The organism is Methylomicrobium album BG8, assembly GCF_000214275.2.
GTDB lineage: Bacteria > Pseudomonadota > Gammaproteobacteria > Methylococcales > Methylomonadaceae > Methylomicrobium > Methylomicrobium agile.
This window is the reverse complement of the sequence record NZ_CM001475.1, coordinates 1,790,211-1,806,183: the sequence shown is the minus strand read 5'-3', so window position 1 is coordinate 1,806,183 and position 15,973 is coordinate 1,790,211. Positions and strand designations below refer to the sequence as shown.

The following is a 15,973-nucleotide window of genomic DNA, read 5'->3' as shown; positions in this document are numbered from 1 at the left end:
GTTACCCGAACCGAACGGCGCCGCACTAACAAGCAGCCCGTTCTTATCGCTATGGGCATCGCGCACCAGCGGCGTAAGCCATTTCCCCGTTCCGGCAACCGGTCGGCGAATCTCCGGGAACCGTTTTCCGAACATGCCGACACAAGGCAATTCTTTTCACAAAATTGCCGCAGCCCTGTAGGTCGGGTACGCGCTTTTTGTACCCGACATTTCCAATGGCATGGTTTCGGATCAATACAATATTCCGAAACATGATCGCCATCCACACGTCGGGCAACGATATGGAAACAATATGAAAATACTCTAATCCAGGTTTCTATTCGGAAGCAGAAAAGACGTTTACCTAGGATTTGGTCAGTAATTAACTTCCCGAATGCGAATCGTTGTAGAGGCAGCTTCCGCCTCGACAGATGCCTCGGTCGCGGCTGAAGCCGCTTCTACACACGCTGGGCATGCCAATATCCGGCCTACTACACGAACCGGCCGTTCGCAGACTACAAGCCCAAGATAAATTCCTAGGAAAAAGACAAAATGCTTGACAAAGTCCATATATAGACTTAATTTTTATTATAATACATAAATAAACCCATTTAGGAGGTACGGCGTGTTATCTATCGCAAAAGACCGCCCCGGCCTTGACCAGGCCACGGTGGCAAAAAGTGCGTTACGGACTTTTTTTAATATCGCGGAAGCCTGGAAGCTCAGCACGGAGGAAGCGATGACGTTGTTGGGAGTGGATTCCCGCAGCACTTTTTTCAAATGGAAAAAGCAGCCCGAACTGGCCAAGTTGAATCCCGACAAACTGGAAAGGCTCTCCTATATCTTCGGTATTTACAAAGCCTTGCAGATTTTATTGCCAAAACCCGAAGCGGCCGACCAATGGATCAAGCGCCCGAATTCCGTAGCCTTGTTTCAAGGCAAATCCGCGCTTGACCGAATGCTGAAAGGCCGCGTCATCGATTTGTATATCGTCCGGCAATACCTCGACGGGCAGCGCGGATGATGAATCATATGCCGACGCCGCCGATCAATCGTGTGGTCTGGCGGCCCTGTTGGCGGCTGGTGCCGAGCCGGTTTCCGCCGTCCGGATTATTCGACCGGGTCGCCGAGCCGGAAGACCTGGACATTGTTTTCGCCATCGAAGCGCTGACCAATGACCGGTTGTTGGACGAATCGGGCGACATCATGCGGGTTCCCTTCGAAGACCGTATCTCGGGTCCCGGAACAACGCCGATCATGGCTGCGTTCACTCACCTCACCCCCGAAGGAAGCCGGTTTACGGACGGCACTTATGGGGTTTACTACGCCGGCAGCGACATGGATACGGCCATCGCCGAAACCCGGTTCCATAAAGCCAGGTTTCTGGCGGCGACGAACGAGCCGCCGATAGAAATTGACATGCGCAGTTATGCTTCGGATTTGGACTCCGAACTGCATGATATTCGAAAGATGCAATCGCGGATGCCGGCTATTTATACAGACGACCCGGAGAGTTATAGCCATCCTCAAGCACTGGCGAAAGCATTGCACGGCACGGGATCGAACGGCATCGTTTACGACAGTGTCCGTTATGCCGGCGGGGAATGTATAGCCGTCTTTAAACCGCGCGTGCTCTCTCCCGTTCGGCAAGGCCCGCATTTTTGTTATGTATGGAACGGAGAAGCCATCACGGAGATTTATCAAAAAAACCGTTACCAACCGGGGCAATCATTCTGACGCCGTCCCGACTGTCCTATAAAAACCCTTTATGGGCAACCCATGCATTATTTTCCGGACTATTGGCTGCCGGGATGGCGAAACACCGGTAAAATTCTTACGGCTTCGCAACTGGAAGCCGTGCACTAACCATGAAACCTTTGGAATACGGATTTCGCGTAACGCTTCATTCGCCCCCTGTAAGGATCATTGTTCCAAACTGATCAATATCGATATTACGTAGCCGGTTTCACCGCCTTGAATAAGCCCATGGATGACCCTACCCAACACAAACCCACATTAAAGAGCAATTAACCATGACAACTCTCACGCCTTATTAATGTCCAAAGCAAACCAGGGCTGGTCGCTGCTAAAAATTAGACTACAATAAGTGAATCTCTCAAGTGGTTTTGAATACCGAATAAAACCACTTGAGCGTTTATATTGTCCTCACTCTAAGGCCTAGTATCCAGACATGGAACGCTTCGAACGTATTTACCAACTGCACCATATCCTATCCGGCCGCCGTACGCCGATCGCCAATAGAGACCTTCAGGAACAACTGGAATGTTCCGAAATCACCGTCAAACGCTTGATAAGCCTGATGCGCAACCACTTCGCTGCGCCGATCGTGTACAACCGGCAATTGAACGGCTACACCTATGGCAATGAAAATGGTGCGCATCCCTATGAATTGCCCGGATTGTGGTTTAGCGCCGATGAACTTTGGGGATTGTTGACCTGCCACACGCTGCTCAGCAAACTGTCACAAGGCATCTTCGGCGAACACGTGATCCAGTTGCAAAAGCGCGTAGAGAAATTGCTCGCGTTGGATAACACCAGCGCCGGACGCAAACTCGAAAGCGTCAAAATCCTCGCCATGGCTGCCCGGCAAAAAGGCATCAATCCGCTGTTCAACAAAATCGCCTCCGCGTTGTTCGACCGCCGGCAGCTGCGTTTGACCTACAAGGCGCGCAGCGACGGCGAAACGACCGAACGCGACGTATCGCCGCAGACCCTGGTTCATTACCGCGACAACTGGTATCTCGACGCCTGGTGCCACCTGAAAAACGAGCTGCGCATTTTTGCGGTCGAAAACATCCAAACCGCCGCCCGGCTCGACCGGCCCGCCAAAATCATTCCCCGCGCCGAGCTGGATACCTATTTCTCTTCCGCCTACGGCATCTTTTCAGGCAAAGCCGAGCATCTCGCCAAACTCAAATTCACCCCCGAACGCGCCCGCTGGATCAAAGACGAACACTGGCATTCCGAACAACAGGGCCGCTGGCTCGACGACAGCAGCTACGAACTCGCCTTCCCGTTCGGCGACCACCGCGAATTGTTGATGGACATCCTCAAACACGGCCGCCATGTCGAAGTCCTCGAACCGGCGTTTTTAAGGCAGGCCGTTCGGGATGAAATCCAGGAGATGAAAAAAATTTACCGAAAAGACGAGATTGGGATCATCGAATGATACGGTGGCTATGGATAATGCAATTTCGAGTTAAAAAAACCGGCGACATTGACGATGGCAGAAGAAACGAATAAAGAAATTCCGTTGTATTACCGCTATTGGGGCAAGGCTAAACCTGAAACTGATAGCGGAGGTCCGGCTTATCATTTGCTGCCTTATCATTGTCTGGATGTGGCGGCAGTTGCTAATATTTGGCTGAACCGGAGCTACGATATTAAACGTTGTTTCACGGACATTACTGGATTGGATGAAGAAAAAAGCCGGGCATGGCTACTGTTTTTTATCGCTTTACATGATTACGGCAAATTCGATTTGCGCTTCCAGCGCAAGGCGCGAGAAGCCTGGGAAAACGTCAATGCCGAATTGAATGCCATTCCTACACAACTGACCGGCCAAGCAATTAAAGAATATAACCACGGGCCGGCCGGGCTTTACTGGTTTTATCGCGATCAACATCCGCGCTTCTCTTCCGGGGACGGCGATTTTTACTTTGACGATAATGATGAATGGCTGGCCTGGTCAAGTTGGCTGGCGCCGGTGGTCGGCCATCACGGTATTGTGCCAGGCGAACACGAGAAAGACGCGCCGAAATATAGCCTATTCGCTTCCGAAACCCTGTTGGATACTTTCAAGCAAGCCAGGTTACAGTGGCTTCAAGCTTTAGAACGGTTATTTCTTGTTCCTGCAGGGCTAACATTGGCGGATACGCCGCCGCTACTTGAGCAAACCAAAAATAAGCAATCGCCGGCGACGATGCTGGCAGGATTTTGTTCGGTCGCTGATTGGTTGGGGTCGTGCGATTGGTTTCCCTATGACGATCAGCCATGTCCTGATCTTGAAAAATTAACCCAGTGGTATGAGCAGCGGTTGGAAATTGCCGGAACTGTCTTACGGGAAGCCGGCGTTATCAGCCAGATTCACCCTTATCAATCGATCGATGTGTTACTGAATGGCAACTCTCCCAGACAAGTCCAGTGCCTGATCGAACATCTACCCAAAACGCCCGGCATGACGCTGATCGAAGCTTCCACCGGCTCGGGCAAAACCGAAACGGCATTGGCTTATGCCTGGCAATTATTAGCTTTGGGGCTGGCCGACAGCATTGTGTTTGCCTTACCGACCCAGGCGACCGCCAATGCGATGTTGAGCCGTCTGGAAAAAGTCGCGCCGCTGCTGTTTGCCAATCAGACCAATGTCGTACTAGCGCACGGGCGAGCCAAATATCAACAAGATTTCATCGATTTAAAACAAGCCTGTCGCCCGCAAACCGCCCAAGGCAATGAAGAAGCCTGGGTGCAATGCGGCAACTGGCTGGCACAAAGCCGTAAACGGGTTTTTCTCGGCCAGATTGGGGTGTGCACGGTCGACCAAGTCTTCGTATCGGTGTTGCCGGTCAAGCATAAATTTGTGCGCGGATTCGGCCTGGGCCGAAGCGTTTTGATCATCGACGAAGTTCATGCCTATGACAGTTACATGTATGGACTCATGGATGCCGTGCTGGAACAGCAACGCCTTGCCGGCGGCAGTGCGATTTTACTGTCAGCGACGTTGCCGTCCGGGCAAAAACGGCAGCTGGCTGCGGCATGGGCATGTCAATATGAGGTCGTCAATCAGACTTATCCGATTATCAGCCATTACAGCGCCGGACAAGTTGAAACTTTCGATCTCATGGAGATGCCCGAGCAGCAGCCTAAACCGGTTACTATCGGTCTAGAGCTAATAAAATATCCCGAACTATTGCCGGACGCCTCGTTCCTGCAACGGTTACTGGACGCGGTTGAACAAGGCGCGCAAGTTTGCCTGGTGTGCAATCTGGTCGCTGACGCCCAGCAGCTTTACCAACGCTGCCAGGCACTCATCGAACAATCGGCAACACTCACAGCGGAGCAATGCCTGCTGTTCCATTCCCGCTTCATCTTCGGCCACCGCCAGGACAAGGAGCGTAAGGTCCTGGATTGGTTCGGACCCGAACCACACCCGGAAAATATCAGAAACCAAGGTCATTTATTGATAGCGACGCAAGTGGTCGAGCAATCTCTCGATCTCGACTTCGACTGGCTGGTAACTCAGCTTTGCCCGGCGGATTTATTGTTTCAACGCATGGGCCGTTTGCATCGTCATGTCAAAAATCGGCCGAGCAGACCGAAGTTTTTTGCCAATCCGATTTGTACCGTACTGCTGCCGGCCGAGCCGGATTATGCGTTGCACGAAGTCATCTACGGCAACAGTCGGGTGCTTTGGCGCACTCAGCGGCTTTTGGAAACTACCGGAGGTAACGAAGATTTAAAAATCACCTTTCCGACAGCTTATAGGGATTGGATCGAGAAAGTTTATGATGAAAATACATGGCCGGATGAACCTGAATCGGTGCTGAAAAGCTACGACGCCTACGATAAAGAACGCTACACCAGCAAGATGTTGGCGAAGCAGTTGATTAACAGCAGCATGCACGAGCTTTCGGATAATGATGCGAATGTTTCCGTCCTTACCCGTGACGGGGACATGAGCCTGAACGTCATTCCTGTCTATCTCGACCCACAGGGACGGCAATGCCTGTTAAACGGCAAAATGATCGATGAGATGGATGAAAGTCAACGATCGGAAGCCATCAATCTGAACAGCGTTGCCGTACCAAGCAGTTGGGGAAAACACGATCGATTACCGAAACCCGATCAAGAGGGGTTAATTTGGCTCTCTATGCAACGTCAAGAAAACGATCAATTTATAGCTAAACACTACAATGATACTTATTTGTATCATCCCGATACCGGCCTCATCCGCATTGACCCAATCGAGGAGAACGCATGAACTTACTGACAGATGCTTGGATACCCATCCAGCAACAAGGCAGTTACCAAAAGATTACTTTGCAGCAACTGCTGTGTGGCGAACAAAGCGGCGAGCTTTGCCTGCCGCGCGACGACATGGAATTGGCCTGTTTGCAGTTGCTTTGCGCCATAACGCAAGTCCTGTTTACGCCCAAGAACAAAAAGGAATTGGGACAATATATCCAACAACCGATGACGGCACAGGACTATGTCGAAATCAGCCGGGAAAAAATGTCTTGGTTCGATCTGAATCACGCGAAGACCCCGTTCATGCAAATTCGCGGCGTCAAATCCACCCAACCGACAGGCATGGATAAATTGCTGGCAGGCGTAGCTGACGGCACTAATAAAGCCTTCGTTAACCCGCAAGGGCTGGGTGAAGTTTTATGCGGCGGTTGTGCAGCCATTGCATTGTTCAATGCGGCCAACAACTGTCCAAGTATGGGCGGCGGTTTTAAGGGGAGCTTGCGCGGCAGTACGCCCATTACGATTTTGATCCGGGGAAAGGAACTACGGCAAACCATCTGGTTAAACGTATTGACCGAAGAAACAGCGGAAGCCGCGATGCCGTGGTATCAAAATACGAAGGACCAATTGCCGAATTATCTGGACACCGTCAAAGCCGATGTCAAAATCGCTGCGTCCACGATCGGCCTTAATCGAGGTTTGCTGTGGCAGCCGGCGCATTTCGAGCTTTTGCCGCCAAAGGCTTCCGGTTGCTGCAGTTGTTGTGGTTGCATAGAACCGGTATATGACGGTTTTAACAAGGCCAAATTTAATTACACGGTAGAAGGCGTTTGGCCGCATCCCCTATCCGCCCGTATTTTTACCGTTAAAAAAGGCGAGAAAGAAGAAAAATTTCCATCCTTTACCACGACAGCGCCGACCTGGACACATTTAAGCCGTTTGGTTGTCGATCAGCAAACCGATAAGGAAGGCCAACAGACCGCACCGGTGATTCAACAAGCCAGAACCTTCATGGCATCCGATAAAATTCAATTGATCGTCGGCGGCTACCGCAACAACCAGGCTACGATTTTAGAACGCCGTCACGAATTGTTCAGCCTGGCGCAGGGCTGGGCGACACACGGCGAAGTAATTCACCAGATCATCGCGGCCGGCCTGGCTTACAAAACGGCGTTAAGAAAGGCGCTGTACCTGTTTGCGGTCGGCATTAAAGACAAAGTGCATGGTTCCGGCATCAATCTTTGTGAGCCTGCTGAAACGAACTATTACCAGCAAACGGAAAACCTGCTGCATTACAGCTTGGCCTCCGTCGATTACGCCGCACCATCGGCGGCATTAAATGCCCAAAACGGCAAGCTCAAGGCAATGGTGACCGCTTTGTTCGAACAAGCGACCGAACCCTATCGGCAAGAACCCAAGATGCTGAAAGCCTTGGCACTGGCGAGGCGATCCTTAAATAAATCCCTGCAAGAACTGAAACCGGAAGGAGCGAATACATGAGTGTAGGAGAAAACAAGGGACCGGATTTTATGGCTTTGTATGAACATTACCAAAAGCTGAAACCCGGCCCACAAGCCGAACTCAAGCGTGTCGTGCAACCGGACGACTTGCTTGAAATCCCTGCTTTCTATCGGCTATTGCAAGACAACAAGGCGAGCAAAAATATGCAGCGCTTGGTGTTTTGCCTGCCGCTAATCAAGCACCAGAACAACGGCGATTCGCTGGGCAAAGCGCTGGCAAAAGCCAACATCAACGAGAAGCGCCTGTTTATGGTGATTCGTTCTCAGGACCCGAATGACCTGATCCAGTTGAGACGGCTGCTCAAACAGGCCGAGCCGAAGCTGGATTGGCCCTCAGCGGCGAAAACCCTGTATTTCTGGAACGACCGCGCCAAACGCCAGCTCTTGGAAGACTTCTTCTTCTATCAAAACAGCAAAACCAAAGAATCCGCTTAATGCAAAGGAACAAACCATGAACGAGAACTTTATCAATTTCCACATACTGATTTCCCACAGCCCCTCTTGCCTAAACCGCGACGACATGAATATGCAAAAATCGGCGATTTTCGGTGGCAAGCGCCGAGTGCGTGTTTCCAGTCAGAGTTTGAAGCGCACGATGCGCCATAGCGATTATTATCGCGAACACTTGGGGGAACCCAGCGTGCGCACCAAGCATCTGGCGGATTTTCAAACGCAAACCATTGCCGCTCTTTCGGGGCGTTACGAGGAAAAACTGATCAAACAAGCGATCAGCTATATCTCCGGCAAAGATGCCAGCGCCGAAGATGCCAAGGGTGATGCGGTTGCACCCTGGGTATTGGAAGAAGTCGCATATTTTTGCGAGCAAATCACAACGATGGAGTCCGATGGCATCGACCCGAAAAAATTGCAAAAACAAATCGAAAAAGACGGCCAAGCCTTTCGCCAAGCCCTTGCGAGAGGTATGGACATTGCCTTGTCGGGACGGATGGCGACTTCCGGTTTGATGAGCGAAGTCGGCAAAATCGATGGCGCCTTGGCTGTCGCCCACGCCATCACCACCCATGCCGTCGATGCCGATATCGACTGGTTTACCGCCGTCGACGACTTGCAGGAATTGGGGTCGGGGCATTTGGATACGCAGGAGTTTTCGTCCGGGGTTTTCTACCGTTATGCCAGCCTGAATCTCAAGCAGCTGCAAGTAAATCTCGGATTACTGCCGGACATGAAAGCGGCAGAAACGGACAACAGCCGTACAAAAGCGCTCGACATTGCCGCGCATGTTTTACACATGCTGGCAACCGAAGTTCCCAGCGCCAAGCAGCAAAGCTTTGCCGCGCACAATCTGGCTGACGTTGCGTTGGTCAGCTTTGCCCATCAACCGATTTCGCTAGCCAACGCCTTTGAAAAACCAGTGCCGGCGGACTATAAAACCGGCGGCTTTAGAGAACCGTCGATCAAAGAATTAAACGCCTATTGGGATAAAGTGCATCGCGGCTACGGTTTGGCGGAACGCTGCGCCGAATTCGCTTTGGATGAAGTCGCGCTGCCAGCGGGAATTGTGGCCAAATCCTCTCTGCCTGATCTTGAAAACTGGCTCAGAAACAACGGTCAAGGTTAAAAGCCATGCGCGACTATCTGATCTTAAAACTGCAAGGCCCGATGCAGGCATGGGGGCGGGAGAGCTTTGAAGGCTTACGGCCCTCTGAGCTGTTCCCCGGACGCAGTGCTTTGTTGGGTTTGCTCGGAGCATGCTTAGGGATCGACCGTACCGACCGGCAACGGTTGCAAGATTTGGCAGCCAGCGTTTCGTTTGCCGTACGAGTCGACCGGCAAGGACAAAAAATGACCGATTACCATACCGTCAAGGATGCGAGAGAAGATTATCGCGGCCTCAAAAGCCATGACACCATTCAGACCTGGCGGGAATATTGGCAAGATGCCTGTTACACGGTAGCAATTTGGGCAAATGTGGATGCACCGCTAAATTTGGCCGCTATCGAGCAGGCAATTAAGCAGCCGATCTACACACCAGTACTGGGGCGGCGCAGCTGCCCATTAGCCAGACCGCTGTTTGAAACGAAGATTGCCGCCGAATCCGCTCTGACGGCATTGGCGCAAACTGGAGCGAATCAAGGCACCCTTTATAGCGAAGAGAATAGTCCCGGCGCGATACCTCTTAAAAAACGGGATGTGCCGATCATTCATCAACCGCGCCAATTCGCCAGCCGAACCGTGTTTATGACCGCCGTTCAAGGAGCGCTCCATGTATCTGAGTAAAATTCATATTCCCTGGCATCAGGCGAAAAACCCTTATCAGTTTCATCAGGCGCTCTGGCGTCTGTTTCCGGGACAGGATGAATCAACGCGGGATTTTTTATTTCGGGTTGAACAGATGCAAAAAGGCATTGGAGCCAATGTTCTTTTACAGTCCACTTTACAACCTCAAAGCAGCGTCCAAAGCCCGTCGCTTCTCGCTCAACGCGAATACGATTTGAATGTGCAGAACGGCCAACACTTTCGCTTTCGCCTGCGCGCTAATCCGATCAAAACGATTAAGGACAGCGACAAAGGCACATTCGAGAAAAAAGGCAAAACCTATACGAAAACCGTGCGCGTTCCTTTGTTGCAAGAAGAACAGCAGCAGGCCTGGCTGGAACGTAAGCTACAAACTTTTGCGCGACTGGAAACACTGACGATGCAGCCGGAACCCGTTCTATATTTTCGCAAAATTAAAGAAGGCCGAAGCGGTAAAATTCAAACCGTGCTGTTCGACGGCATATTGACTGTCACTGATGCAACCCTATTTAAGCAGGAAATAACTCAAGGTATTGGCCCTGCCAAAGCCTTCGGCTGCGGCTTGCTATCTATCGCCAGGATTTAATGTTACAGTCCGTATGACAATTCATACAATGAGGTAATGCCATGAGAATCAACGCAAAATTAGACGAGCAAAGCGAGAAAAACTTGCAGTTTATTAAAGAGCAAACCGGCGAAACCGTGACCCAGATCATCAAGGAACTGCTCGCGGATAAAGCGGGCGAACTCAGGCAAAAACAGCAGCCGGGAAGCAAAATGAAAGCCTTGCTGCAAAGTAAGTTTGTAGGCTGCGGCGAAGGACCGGAAGACGGTTCCGTCAATTACAAAAAATATATCCGCGACTATATCGATGAAAAATTTAGTCATCGCTGATACGGGATATTTTGCGGCGTTGGCTAATCCCAAGGATAGGTACCATCTGCTTGCACTTTCGGTAAGTCAATCGATTTCCGACGACTTGATCACCACTTGGCCTGTCATTACCGAATTATGTCATTATTTGGTTAAAAATATTTCACCGCAGGCGCAAGCCTTTTTTCTGGATGAAATTTCAACAGGGATTATTCAGGTTGTGAATACAGAAAAGGAGCATCTCAATCGAACGCGACGCTTGCTTTTGAAATATGCTGATCTTCCTATGGATTTTGCCGATGCCTCCCTGGTGATTTTAGCCGAAGAGTTGGGCCACGGCCGGATTCTCTCGACCGATCGGCGCGATTTCAACACGTATCGCTGGAAAAATCACAAACCATTCCAAAACCTGCTGCTGCCGGACGACTGATTCGGCTTCGATGAGAACGCATGCCATGTCTGAACTGCTGCAAAAAATCGCCGAGCTAGCCGATAACGATTCCGACATTGCGGTCGTCTGGCTCTACGGTTCGCGCGCGAAAGGCAATGCCCATGCGTCCAGCGATTACGATCTAGCCGTAGCATTCAACCGCTTCATCAAAGACGATCCGATCGAAAAGCGGCTACGGCCCGAGTGTCTCGCGCTGGACTGGCAACGGGCTTTAGGTCTGCATGATTTTCAGTTGTCCATTGTGGACATCAATCAGGCGCCGATTCCTTTGGCGTTTGAAATCATTCAGGCCGATACGGTCATTTTTTGCCGGGATGAAAACCGGCTTTGGCAGGAAACGCTCCGCATTCATAGCCGCATGGAACTCGATTATGCCTGAAGCCTATCTCGACTCGATCGAACAACATAGCCGGGAGCGCCGGGAAGACCTTGATGGCTTGTCTGTTATCGCCGCAGAGCGCCCATTCAGCCGAATTGAACGCCGTGCCGCCGAACGGGCTTTGCAGATATTGATAGGAGCCTGTATCGGCACGGCAAAATTTTGGTTAAAGGCCGAACATCTTAACCTGCCGTTGGACGCATACGAGAGCTTTGCCAAATTGGCCGAATTGCAAAAGCTTTCGCTGGATGAACTGAAGCAATGGCGCAAAATTGTAGGGATGCGCAATGCTTTGGTGCCCGATTATCCGGCCATCGACGCCGACTTGTTACGGACAGTTTTGGCTGAGCGATCGTACGATTTTCTGATCGACTTCATTTTGAAGGTTAAACGGCAATGCACGACTCAACGTTAATCGAACAAGGAAATCTTTCATGCTCCCACCACTCAAACCCATCGCGATGAAAGAACGCGTGTCGATGGTCTTCATCGAAAAAGGCCAGATCGACGTGAAAGACGGCGCCTTTGTCGTGATCGACGAAACCGGCATCCGCACTCACATTCCGGTCGGCAGCATCGCCTGCATCATGCTGGAACCGGGCACCCGCGTTTCCCATCATGCCGCAGCGCTAGCCGCCAGAGCCGGCACATTGCTGGTCTGGGTCGGCGAAGCGGGCGTCCGGGTCTATGCTTCGGGACAGCCGGGCGGCGCGCGTTCCGACCGCTTGCTGTATCAGGCCAAACTGGCGCTGGACGATGCCGCCCGCTTGAAGGTCGTGCGCAAGATGTACGAGATCCGCTTCGGCGAAAAACCGCCCGAACGCCGCAGCGTAGAACAATTGCGCGGCATCGAAGGCGCCCGCGTAAAAAAAACCTACGAACTGCTGGCCAAGCAGGCCGGCGTCACTTGGAAAGGCCGCCGCTACGATCCGACGGAATGGGACAACAGCGATATGGCCAACCGCTGCGTCAGCTCGGCTACCGCCTGCCTCTACGGTATCTGCGAAGCGGCCGTGCTGGCGGCCGGCTACGCACCGGCGATCGGTTTCATTCATACCGGCAAGCCGTTGTCTTTCGTGTATGACATCGCCGACCTGTTCAAATTCGACGAGATCATTCCGCACGCCTTCAAAATCGCTGCGAAGAATTACCGCGATCCGGAACGCGAAGTCCGGCTGATGTGCCGCGATATTTTCCGGCAAAGCAAAATCCTGAGAAAAATCATTCCCACCATCGAAGACGTACTGGCCGCCGGCGACTTGGAAATTCCCAAGCCCGCCGAAGAGTCCGTACTCCCCGCCATCCCCAATCCCGAGAGCATCGGCGATGTTGGTCATCGTAGTTGAAAACGTCCCGCCCCGGTTGCGGGGGCGCCTTGCCGTCTGGCTGATCGAGATTCGTGCCGGGGTTTATGTAGGCGATTTGTCGGTCAAAGTCAGGGAAATGATCTGGGTACAAATCGAGAATGGCATCGAAGACGGCAACGCGGTCATGGTCTGGACCACCAATACCGAACCCGGTTTCGACTTCATCACCCTGGGCAAAAACCGCCGCCTGCCGGTCGAGTTGGACGGCTTGAAACTGGTTTCGTTTTATCCCGAGGAAGACCCGAACGATCAGAATGCTCTTTAACAATTTAACGTTAAAAAACCGGCAAAGAATCGGTGGAAATTTTGAGGCGATTATTTCGCTTGTCTAACAATGTGTTAGGATAAGTGTGTTCCCCACGAGTGTGGGGATGAACCGTGTTTCTTACGTTGGCGCCAATGCCAAACTGAGTGTTCCCCACGAGTGTGGGGATGAACCGCTTATCTTTGCAGATACTCTAACAGAGGATGAGTGTTCCCCACGAGTGTGGGGATGAACCGGTGACGGATGGCTTTGCGTCCCAGATTAAAAAGTGTTCCCCACGAGTGTGGGGATGAACCGCCGGAGTCTGTATGGGTTGAAGCGGCTAAAATGTGTTCCCCACGAGTGTGGGGATGAACCGCATGACGACGGCGCAGATTGAGATTCCTGACAAGTGTTCCCCACGAGTGTGGGGATGAACCGTACCAGAAAAATACCCGGTAATTCTCGGTATCGTGTTCCCCACGAGTGTGGGGATGAACCGCAGGGTAAGGCTTGGAAATGGTTGGAGTGCAGGTGTTCCCCACGAGTGTGGGGATGAACCGATTTATCTCCCGCACGATGGCGTAACTCACGAGTGTTCCCCACGAGTGTGGGGATGAACCGCAATCTGAACGCCGTCCGGATTGCCGTCATACGTGTTCCCCACGAGTGTGGGGATGAACCGCTAGTGCCGGTCTTTTCCGGTGAGGCGCGTTAGTGTTCCCCACGAGTGTGGGGATGAACCGCAATCGCCGCTTTAATCTCGGCAAACGATGAAGTGTTCCCCACGAGTGTGGGGATGAACCGCCGTTGTAATAAGCCTCCGTGAACTCGGAGGCGTGTTCCCCACGAGTGTGGGGATGAACCGGCTTGACGCTCATTACTTCTAAGTCGAAAAAGGTGTTCCCCACGAGTGTGGGGATGAACCGTCGGCGTATTCAAGGGTGGCCGGCGGTTGCTGGTGTTCCCCACGAGTGTGGGGATGAACCGCTGGCGAACTGACCATATTCGAAGCGGTACAGGTGTTCCCCACGAGTGTGGGGATGAACCGGCGATCAACGCCGAAGAATTCAGCGACCGCGTGTGTTCCCCACGAGTGTGGGGATGAACCGGGCCGGAAAACTATCGTATTCGCGGCATCCGTGTGTTCCCCACGAGTGTGGGGATGAACCGACGCCAAAGAAACTGCCAAATGGCATTTTGGTGTGTTCCCCACGAGTGTGGGGATGAACCGAACCCTGGATTTCGGCAATGCCCGCAAAGCAAGTGTTCCCCACGAGTGTGGGGATGAACCGATTTCATGCGCTTTCCGCTGGCATTGGTCGACGTGTTCCCCACGAGTGTGGGGATGAACCGGTCGCGTTCGCCGAGAGCGATCTGGACCATGCGTGTTCCCCACGAGTGTGGGGATGAACCGGCGCTGTCGGCAACATCACTTCTTGTCACTGGGTGTTCCCCACGAGTGTGGGGATGAACCGGCCTTTCCTAAAAAAATTTTTCCCGAGGCAACGTGTTCCCCACGAGTGTGGGGATGAACCGTTCCTGGTTATCAATAGCGCTAGTTCGGGCAGGTGTTCCCCACGAGTGTGGGGATGAACCGTTGAATCTTTGGCGCCGGGAAGCGGTCGTGGAGTGTTCCCCACGAGTGTGGGGATGAACCGCCCATTTGCGCACGCACGGCGACACGACGCGCGTGTTCCCCACGAGTGTGGGGATGAACCGGCCGCCTTGCGCAAAATGGGAGTAACCCAGAAGTGTTCCCCACGAGTGTGGGGATGAACCGCACCATGAGGACCTGATCGACCAGGCAGAAGAGTGTTCCCCACGAGTGTGGGGATGAACCGGCCCGGGACGGATGTCGGCCAGGCAACAAACCGTGTTCCCCACGAGTGTGGGGATGAACCGCCAGGGGGATGCGCTTCGAACTGCGCCAACAGGTGTTCCCCACGAGTGTGGGGATGAACCGGACATGATCGAGGGTGCGCTATCGGCTGTCGGCGTGTTCCCCACGAGTGTGGGGATGAACCGGATGTAAATCAATCGCCCGTGCCTCAAACTTGGTGTTCCCCACGAGTGTGGGGATGAACCGATCCTGGTCGATAACGGCGCGCCGCAGTCCGAGTGTTCCCCACGAGTGTGGGGATGAACCGGGATTGAAGATCCCGGTCGCCGGCGGCCAAGGGTGTTCCCCACGAGTGTGGGGATGAACCGATCGGCGCCGTCTTGATCTTTAGCGTTGTTGTGTGTTCCCCACGAGTGTGGGGATGAACCGAGGGTGGCTTCGTCTGTCATATTGCCTCGTTCGTGTTCCCCACGAGTGTGGGGATGAACCGATCGGCGCCGTCTTGATCTTTAGCGTTGTTGTGTGTTCCCCACGAGTGTGGGGATGAACCGCCTCGTCTTCATCTGCTACCGGTTGGGCATTTGTGTTCCCCACGAGTGTGGGGATGAACCGCCGTCTTTTGTCATTTCGTACATCTGGCGCTTGTGTTCCCCACGAGTGTGGGGATGAACCGGTGTCTGAGCATTTTGGGAAGCGTCACAAGAAGTGTTCCCCACGAGTGTGGGGATGAACCGTAAGCGTCCATCCGAGCCACCTATAAAATAGTTTTCGTCTGCGGCATCCTGTGATTTTTTTGATCAGGAGTTTTAGCATGGCCATCACAGCGAAATGGCGTCAGCATATCGAAGCGTGGCAACGCAGTGGTTTGTCGCAAGCCGCGTATTGCGCAGCACAGCAACTCAATGTCCGTACGTTCACAGCACGGCTGAGCGATTATCGCAAATTACCCAAGCAGGATTCGACGGCCTTGATACCGGTGCAGATTCAACCGGCTGTCACTGAGGTCATTGTCTTTACCCATGCTCAGGGCCATCGCCTGGAACTGCCGGCTTCGATGCCGGCGAGTTGGCTCGCGG

16 protein-coding genes and 1 CRISPR repeat array are annotated in these 15,973 nt (G+C 52.7%); all 16 genes read left to right on the top strand.

What is annotated here, in order from left to right:
- Positions 1 to 604: 604 nt before the first annotated feature.
- Positions 605 to 1,003 (top strand): MbcA/ParS/Xre antitoxin family protein, encoded by a 399-nt coding sequence (locus METAL_RS07765; protein WP_005371175.1) that lies wholly within the window; start codon positions 605 to 607, stop codon positions 1,001 to 1,003.
- Entirely contained in the window at positions 1,000 to 1,716 is a 717-nt protein-coding gene (locus METAL_RS07760; RefSeq protein WP_005371174.1) for an RES family NAD+ phosphorylase, read from the top strand. The genes METAL_RS07765 and METAL_RS07760 overlap by 4 nt, the downstream gene beginning before the upstream one ends.
- A gap of 454 nt (positions 1,717 to 2,170) precedes the next feature.
- Positions 2,171 to 3,169, top strand: a complete 999-nt coding sequence (locus METAL_RS07755; protein ID WP_005371173.1) for a helix-turn-helix transcriptional regulator — start codon at positions 2,171 to 2,173, stop codon at positions 3,167 to 3,169.
- 54 nt (positions 3,170 to 3,223) lie between these two features.
- Positions 3,224 to 5,977 carry a CRISPR-associated helicase/endonuclease Cas3 gene (gene cas3, locus METAL_RS07750; RefSeq protein WP_005371172.1) on the top strand — a complete coding sequence of 918 codons (2,754 nt, stop codon included), beginning with the start codon at positions 3,224 to 3,226 and terminating at the stop codon, positions 5,975 to 5,977.
- Complete coding sequence (gene casA, locus METAL_RS07745) at positions 5,974 to 7,464, top strand: type I-E CRISPR-associated protein Cse1/CasA (protein WP_005371170.1); 1,491 nt, start codon at positions 5,974 to 5,976, stop codon at positions 7,462 to 7,464. The genes cas3 and casA overlap by 4 nt, the downstream gene beginning before the upstream one ends.
- Complete coding sequence (casB, locus tag METAL_RS07740) at positions 7,461 to 7,919, top strand: type I-E CRISPR-associated protein Cse2/CasB (protein ID WP_005371168.1); 459 nt, start codon at positions 7,461 to 7,463, stop codon at positions 7,917 to 7,919. Before casA ends, casB begins: the two co-directional genes overlap by 4 nt.
- A gap of 16 nt (positions 7,920 to 7,935) precedes the next feature.
- Positions 7,936 to 9,063 carry a type I-E CRISPR-associated protein Cas7/Cse4/CasC gene (cas7e, locus tag METAL_RS07735; RefSeq protein WP_005371166.1) on the top strand — a complete coding sequence of 376 codons (1,128 nt, stop codon included), beginning with the start codon at positions 7,936 to 7,938 and terminating at the stop codon, positions 9,061 to 9,063.
- Positions 9,064 to 9,068: 5 nt separating this feature from the next.
- Positions 9,069 to 9,722: a type I-E CRISPR-associated protein Cas5/CasD gene (gene cas5e / locus METAL_RS07730; protein WP_005371163.1), complete on the top strand. Its 654-nt coding sequence runs from the start codon at positions 9,069 to 9,071 to the stop codon at positions 9,720 to 9,722.
- Positions 9,709 to 10,326 (top strand): type I-E CRISPR-associated protein Cas6/Cse3/CasE, encoded by a 618-nt coding sequence (gene cas6e / locus METAL_RS07725; protein ID WP_005371161.1) that lies wholly within the window; start codon positions 9,709 to 9,711, stop codon positions 10,324 to 10,326. Before cas5e ends, cas6e begins: the two co-directional genes overlap by 14 nt.
- A gap of 41 nt (positions 10,327 to 10,367) precedes the next feature.
- Positions 10,368 to 10,634 carry a hypothetical protein gene (locus METAL_RS07720; protein ID WP_005371160.1) on the top strand — a complete coding sequence of 89 codons (267 nt, stop codon included), beginning with the start codon at positions 10,368 to 10,370 and terminating at the stop codon, positions 10,632 to 10,634.
- Positions 10,612 to 11,043, top strand: a complete 432-nt coding sequence (locus METAL_RS07715; RefSeq protein WP_005371159.1) for a type II toxin-antitoxin system VapC family toxin — start codon at positions 10,612 to 10,614, stop codon at positions 11,041 to 11,043. The genes METAL_RS07720 and METAL_RS07715 overlap by 23 nt, the downstream gene beginning before the upstream one ends.
- A 25-nt stretch (positions 11,044 to 11,068) precedes the next feature.
- A complete protein-coding gene (gene mntA / locus METAL_RS07710) occupies positions 11,069 to 11,443 on the top strand; it encodes a type VII toxin-antitoxin system MntA family adenylyltransferase antitoxin (protein WP_005371158.1) in 375 nt (124 codons plus the stop codon).
- Complete coding sequence (gene hepT, locus METAL_RS07705; RefSeq protein ID WP_005371157.1) at positions 11,436 to 11,858, top strand: type VII toxin-antitoxin system HepT family RNase toxin; 423 nt, start codon at positions 11,436 to 11,438, stop codon at positions 11,856 to 11,858. The genes mntA and hepT overlap by 8 nt, the downstream gene beginning before the upstream one ends.
- Positions 11,859 to 11,877: 19 nt before the next feature.
- A complete protein-coding gene (cas1e, locus tag METAL_RS07700) occupies positions 11,878 to 12,789 on the top strand; it encodes a type I-E CRISPR-associated endonuclease Cas1e (protein WP_005371155.1) in 912 nt (303 codons plus the stop codon).
- Positions 12,770 to 13,075: a type I-E CRISPR-associated endoribonuclease Cas2e gene (gene cas2e, locus METAL_RS07695; protein ID WP_005371153.1), complete on the top strand. Its 306-nt coding sequence runs from the start codon at positions 12,770 to 12,772 to the stop codon at positions 13,073 to 13,075. The genes cas1e and cas2e overlap by 20 nt, the downstream gene beginning before the upstream one ends.
- An 85-nt stretch (positions 13,076 to 13,160) precedes the next feature.
- Positions 13,161 to 15,631: a CRISPR direct-repeat array (repeat unit 29 nt; unit sequence GTGTTCCCCACGAGTGTGGGGATGAACCG).
- 77 nt (positions 15,632 to 15,708) lie between these two features.
- Positions 15,709 to 15,973: IS66 family insertion sequence element accessory protein TnpA (tnpA, locus tag METAL_RS07690; protein WP_005371152.1), on the top strand; the 265-nt coding region annotated here is incomplete at its 3' end.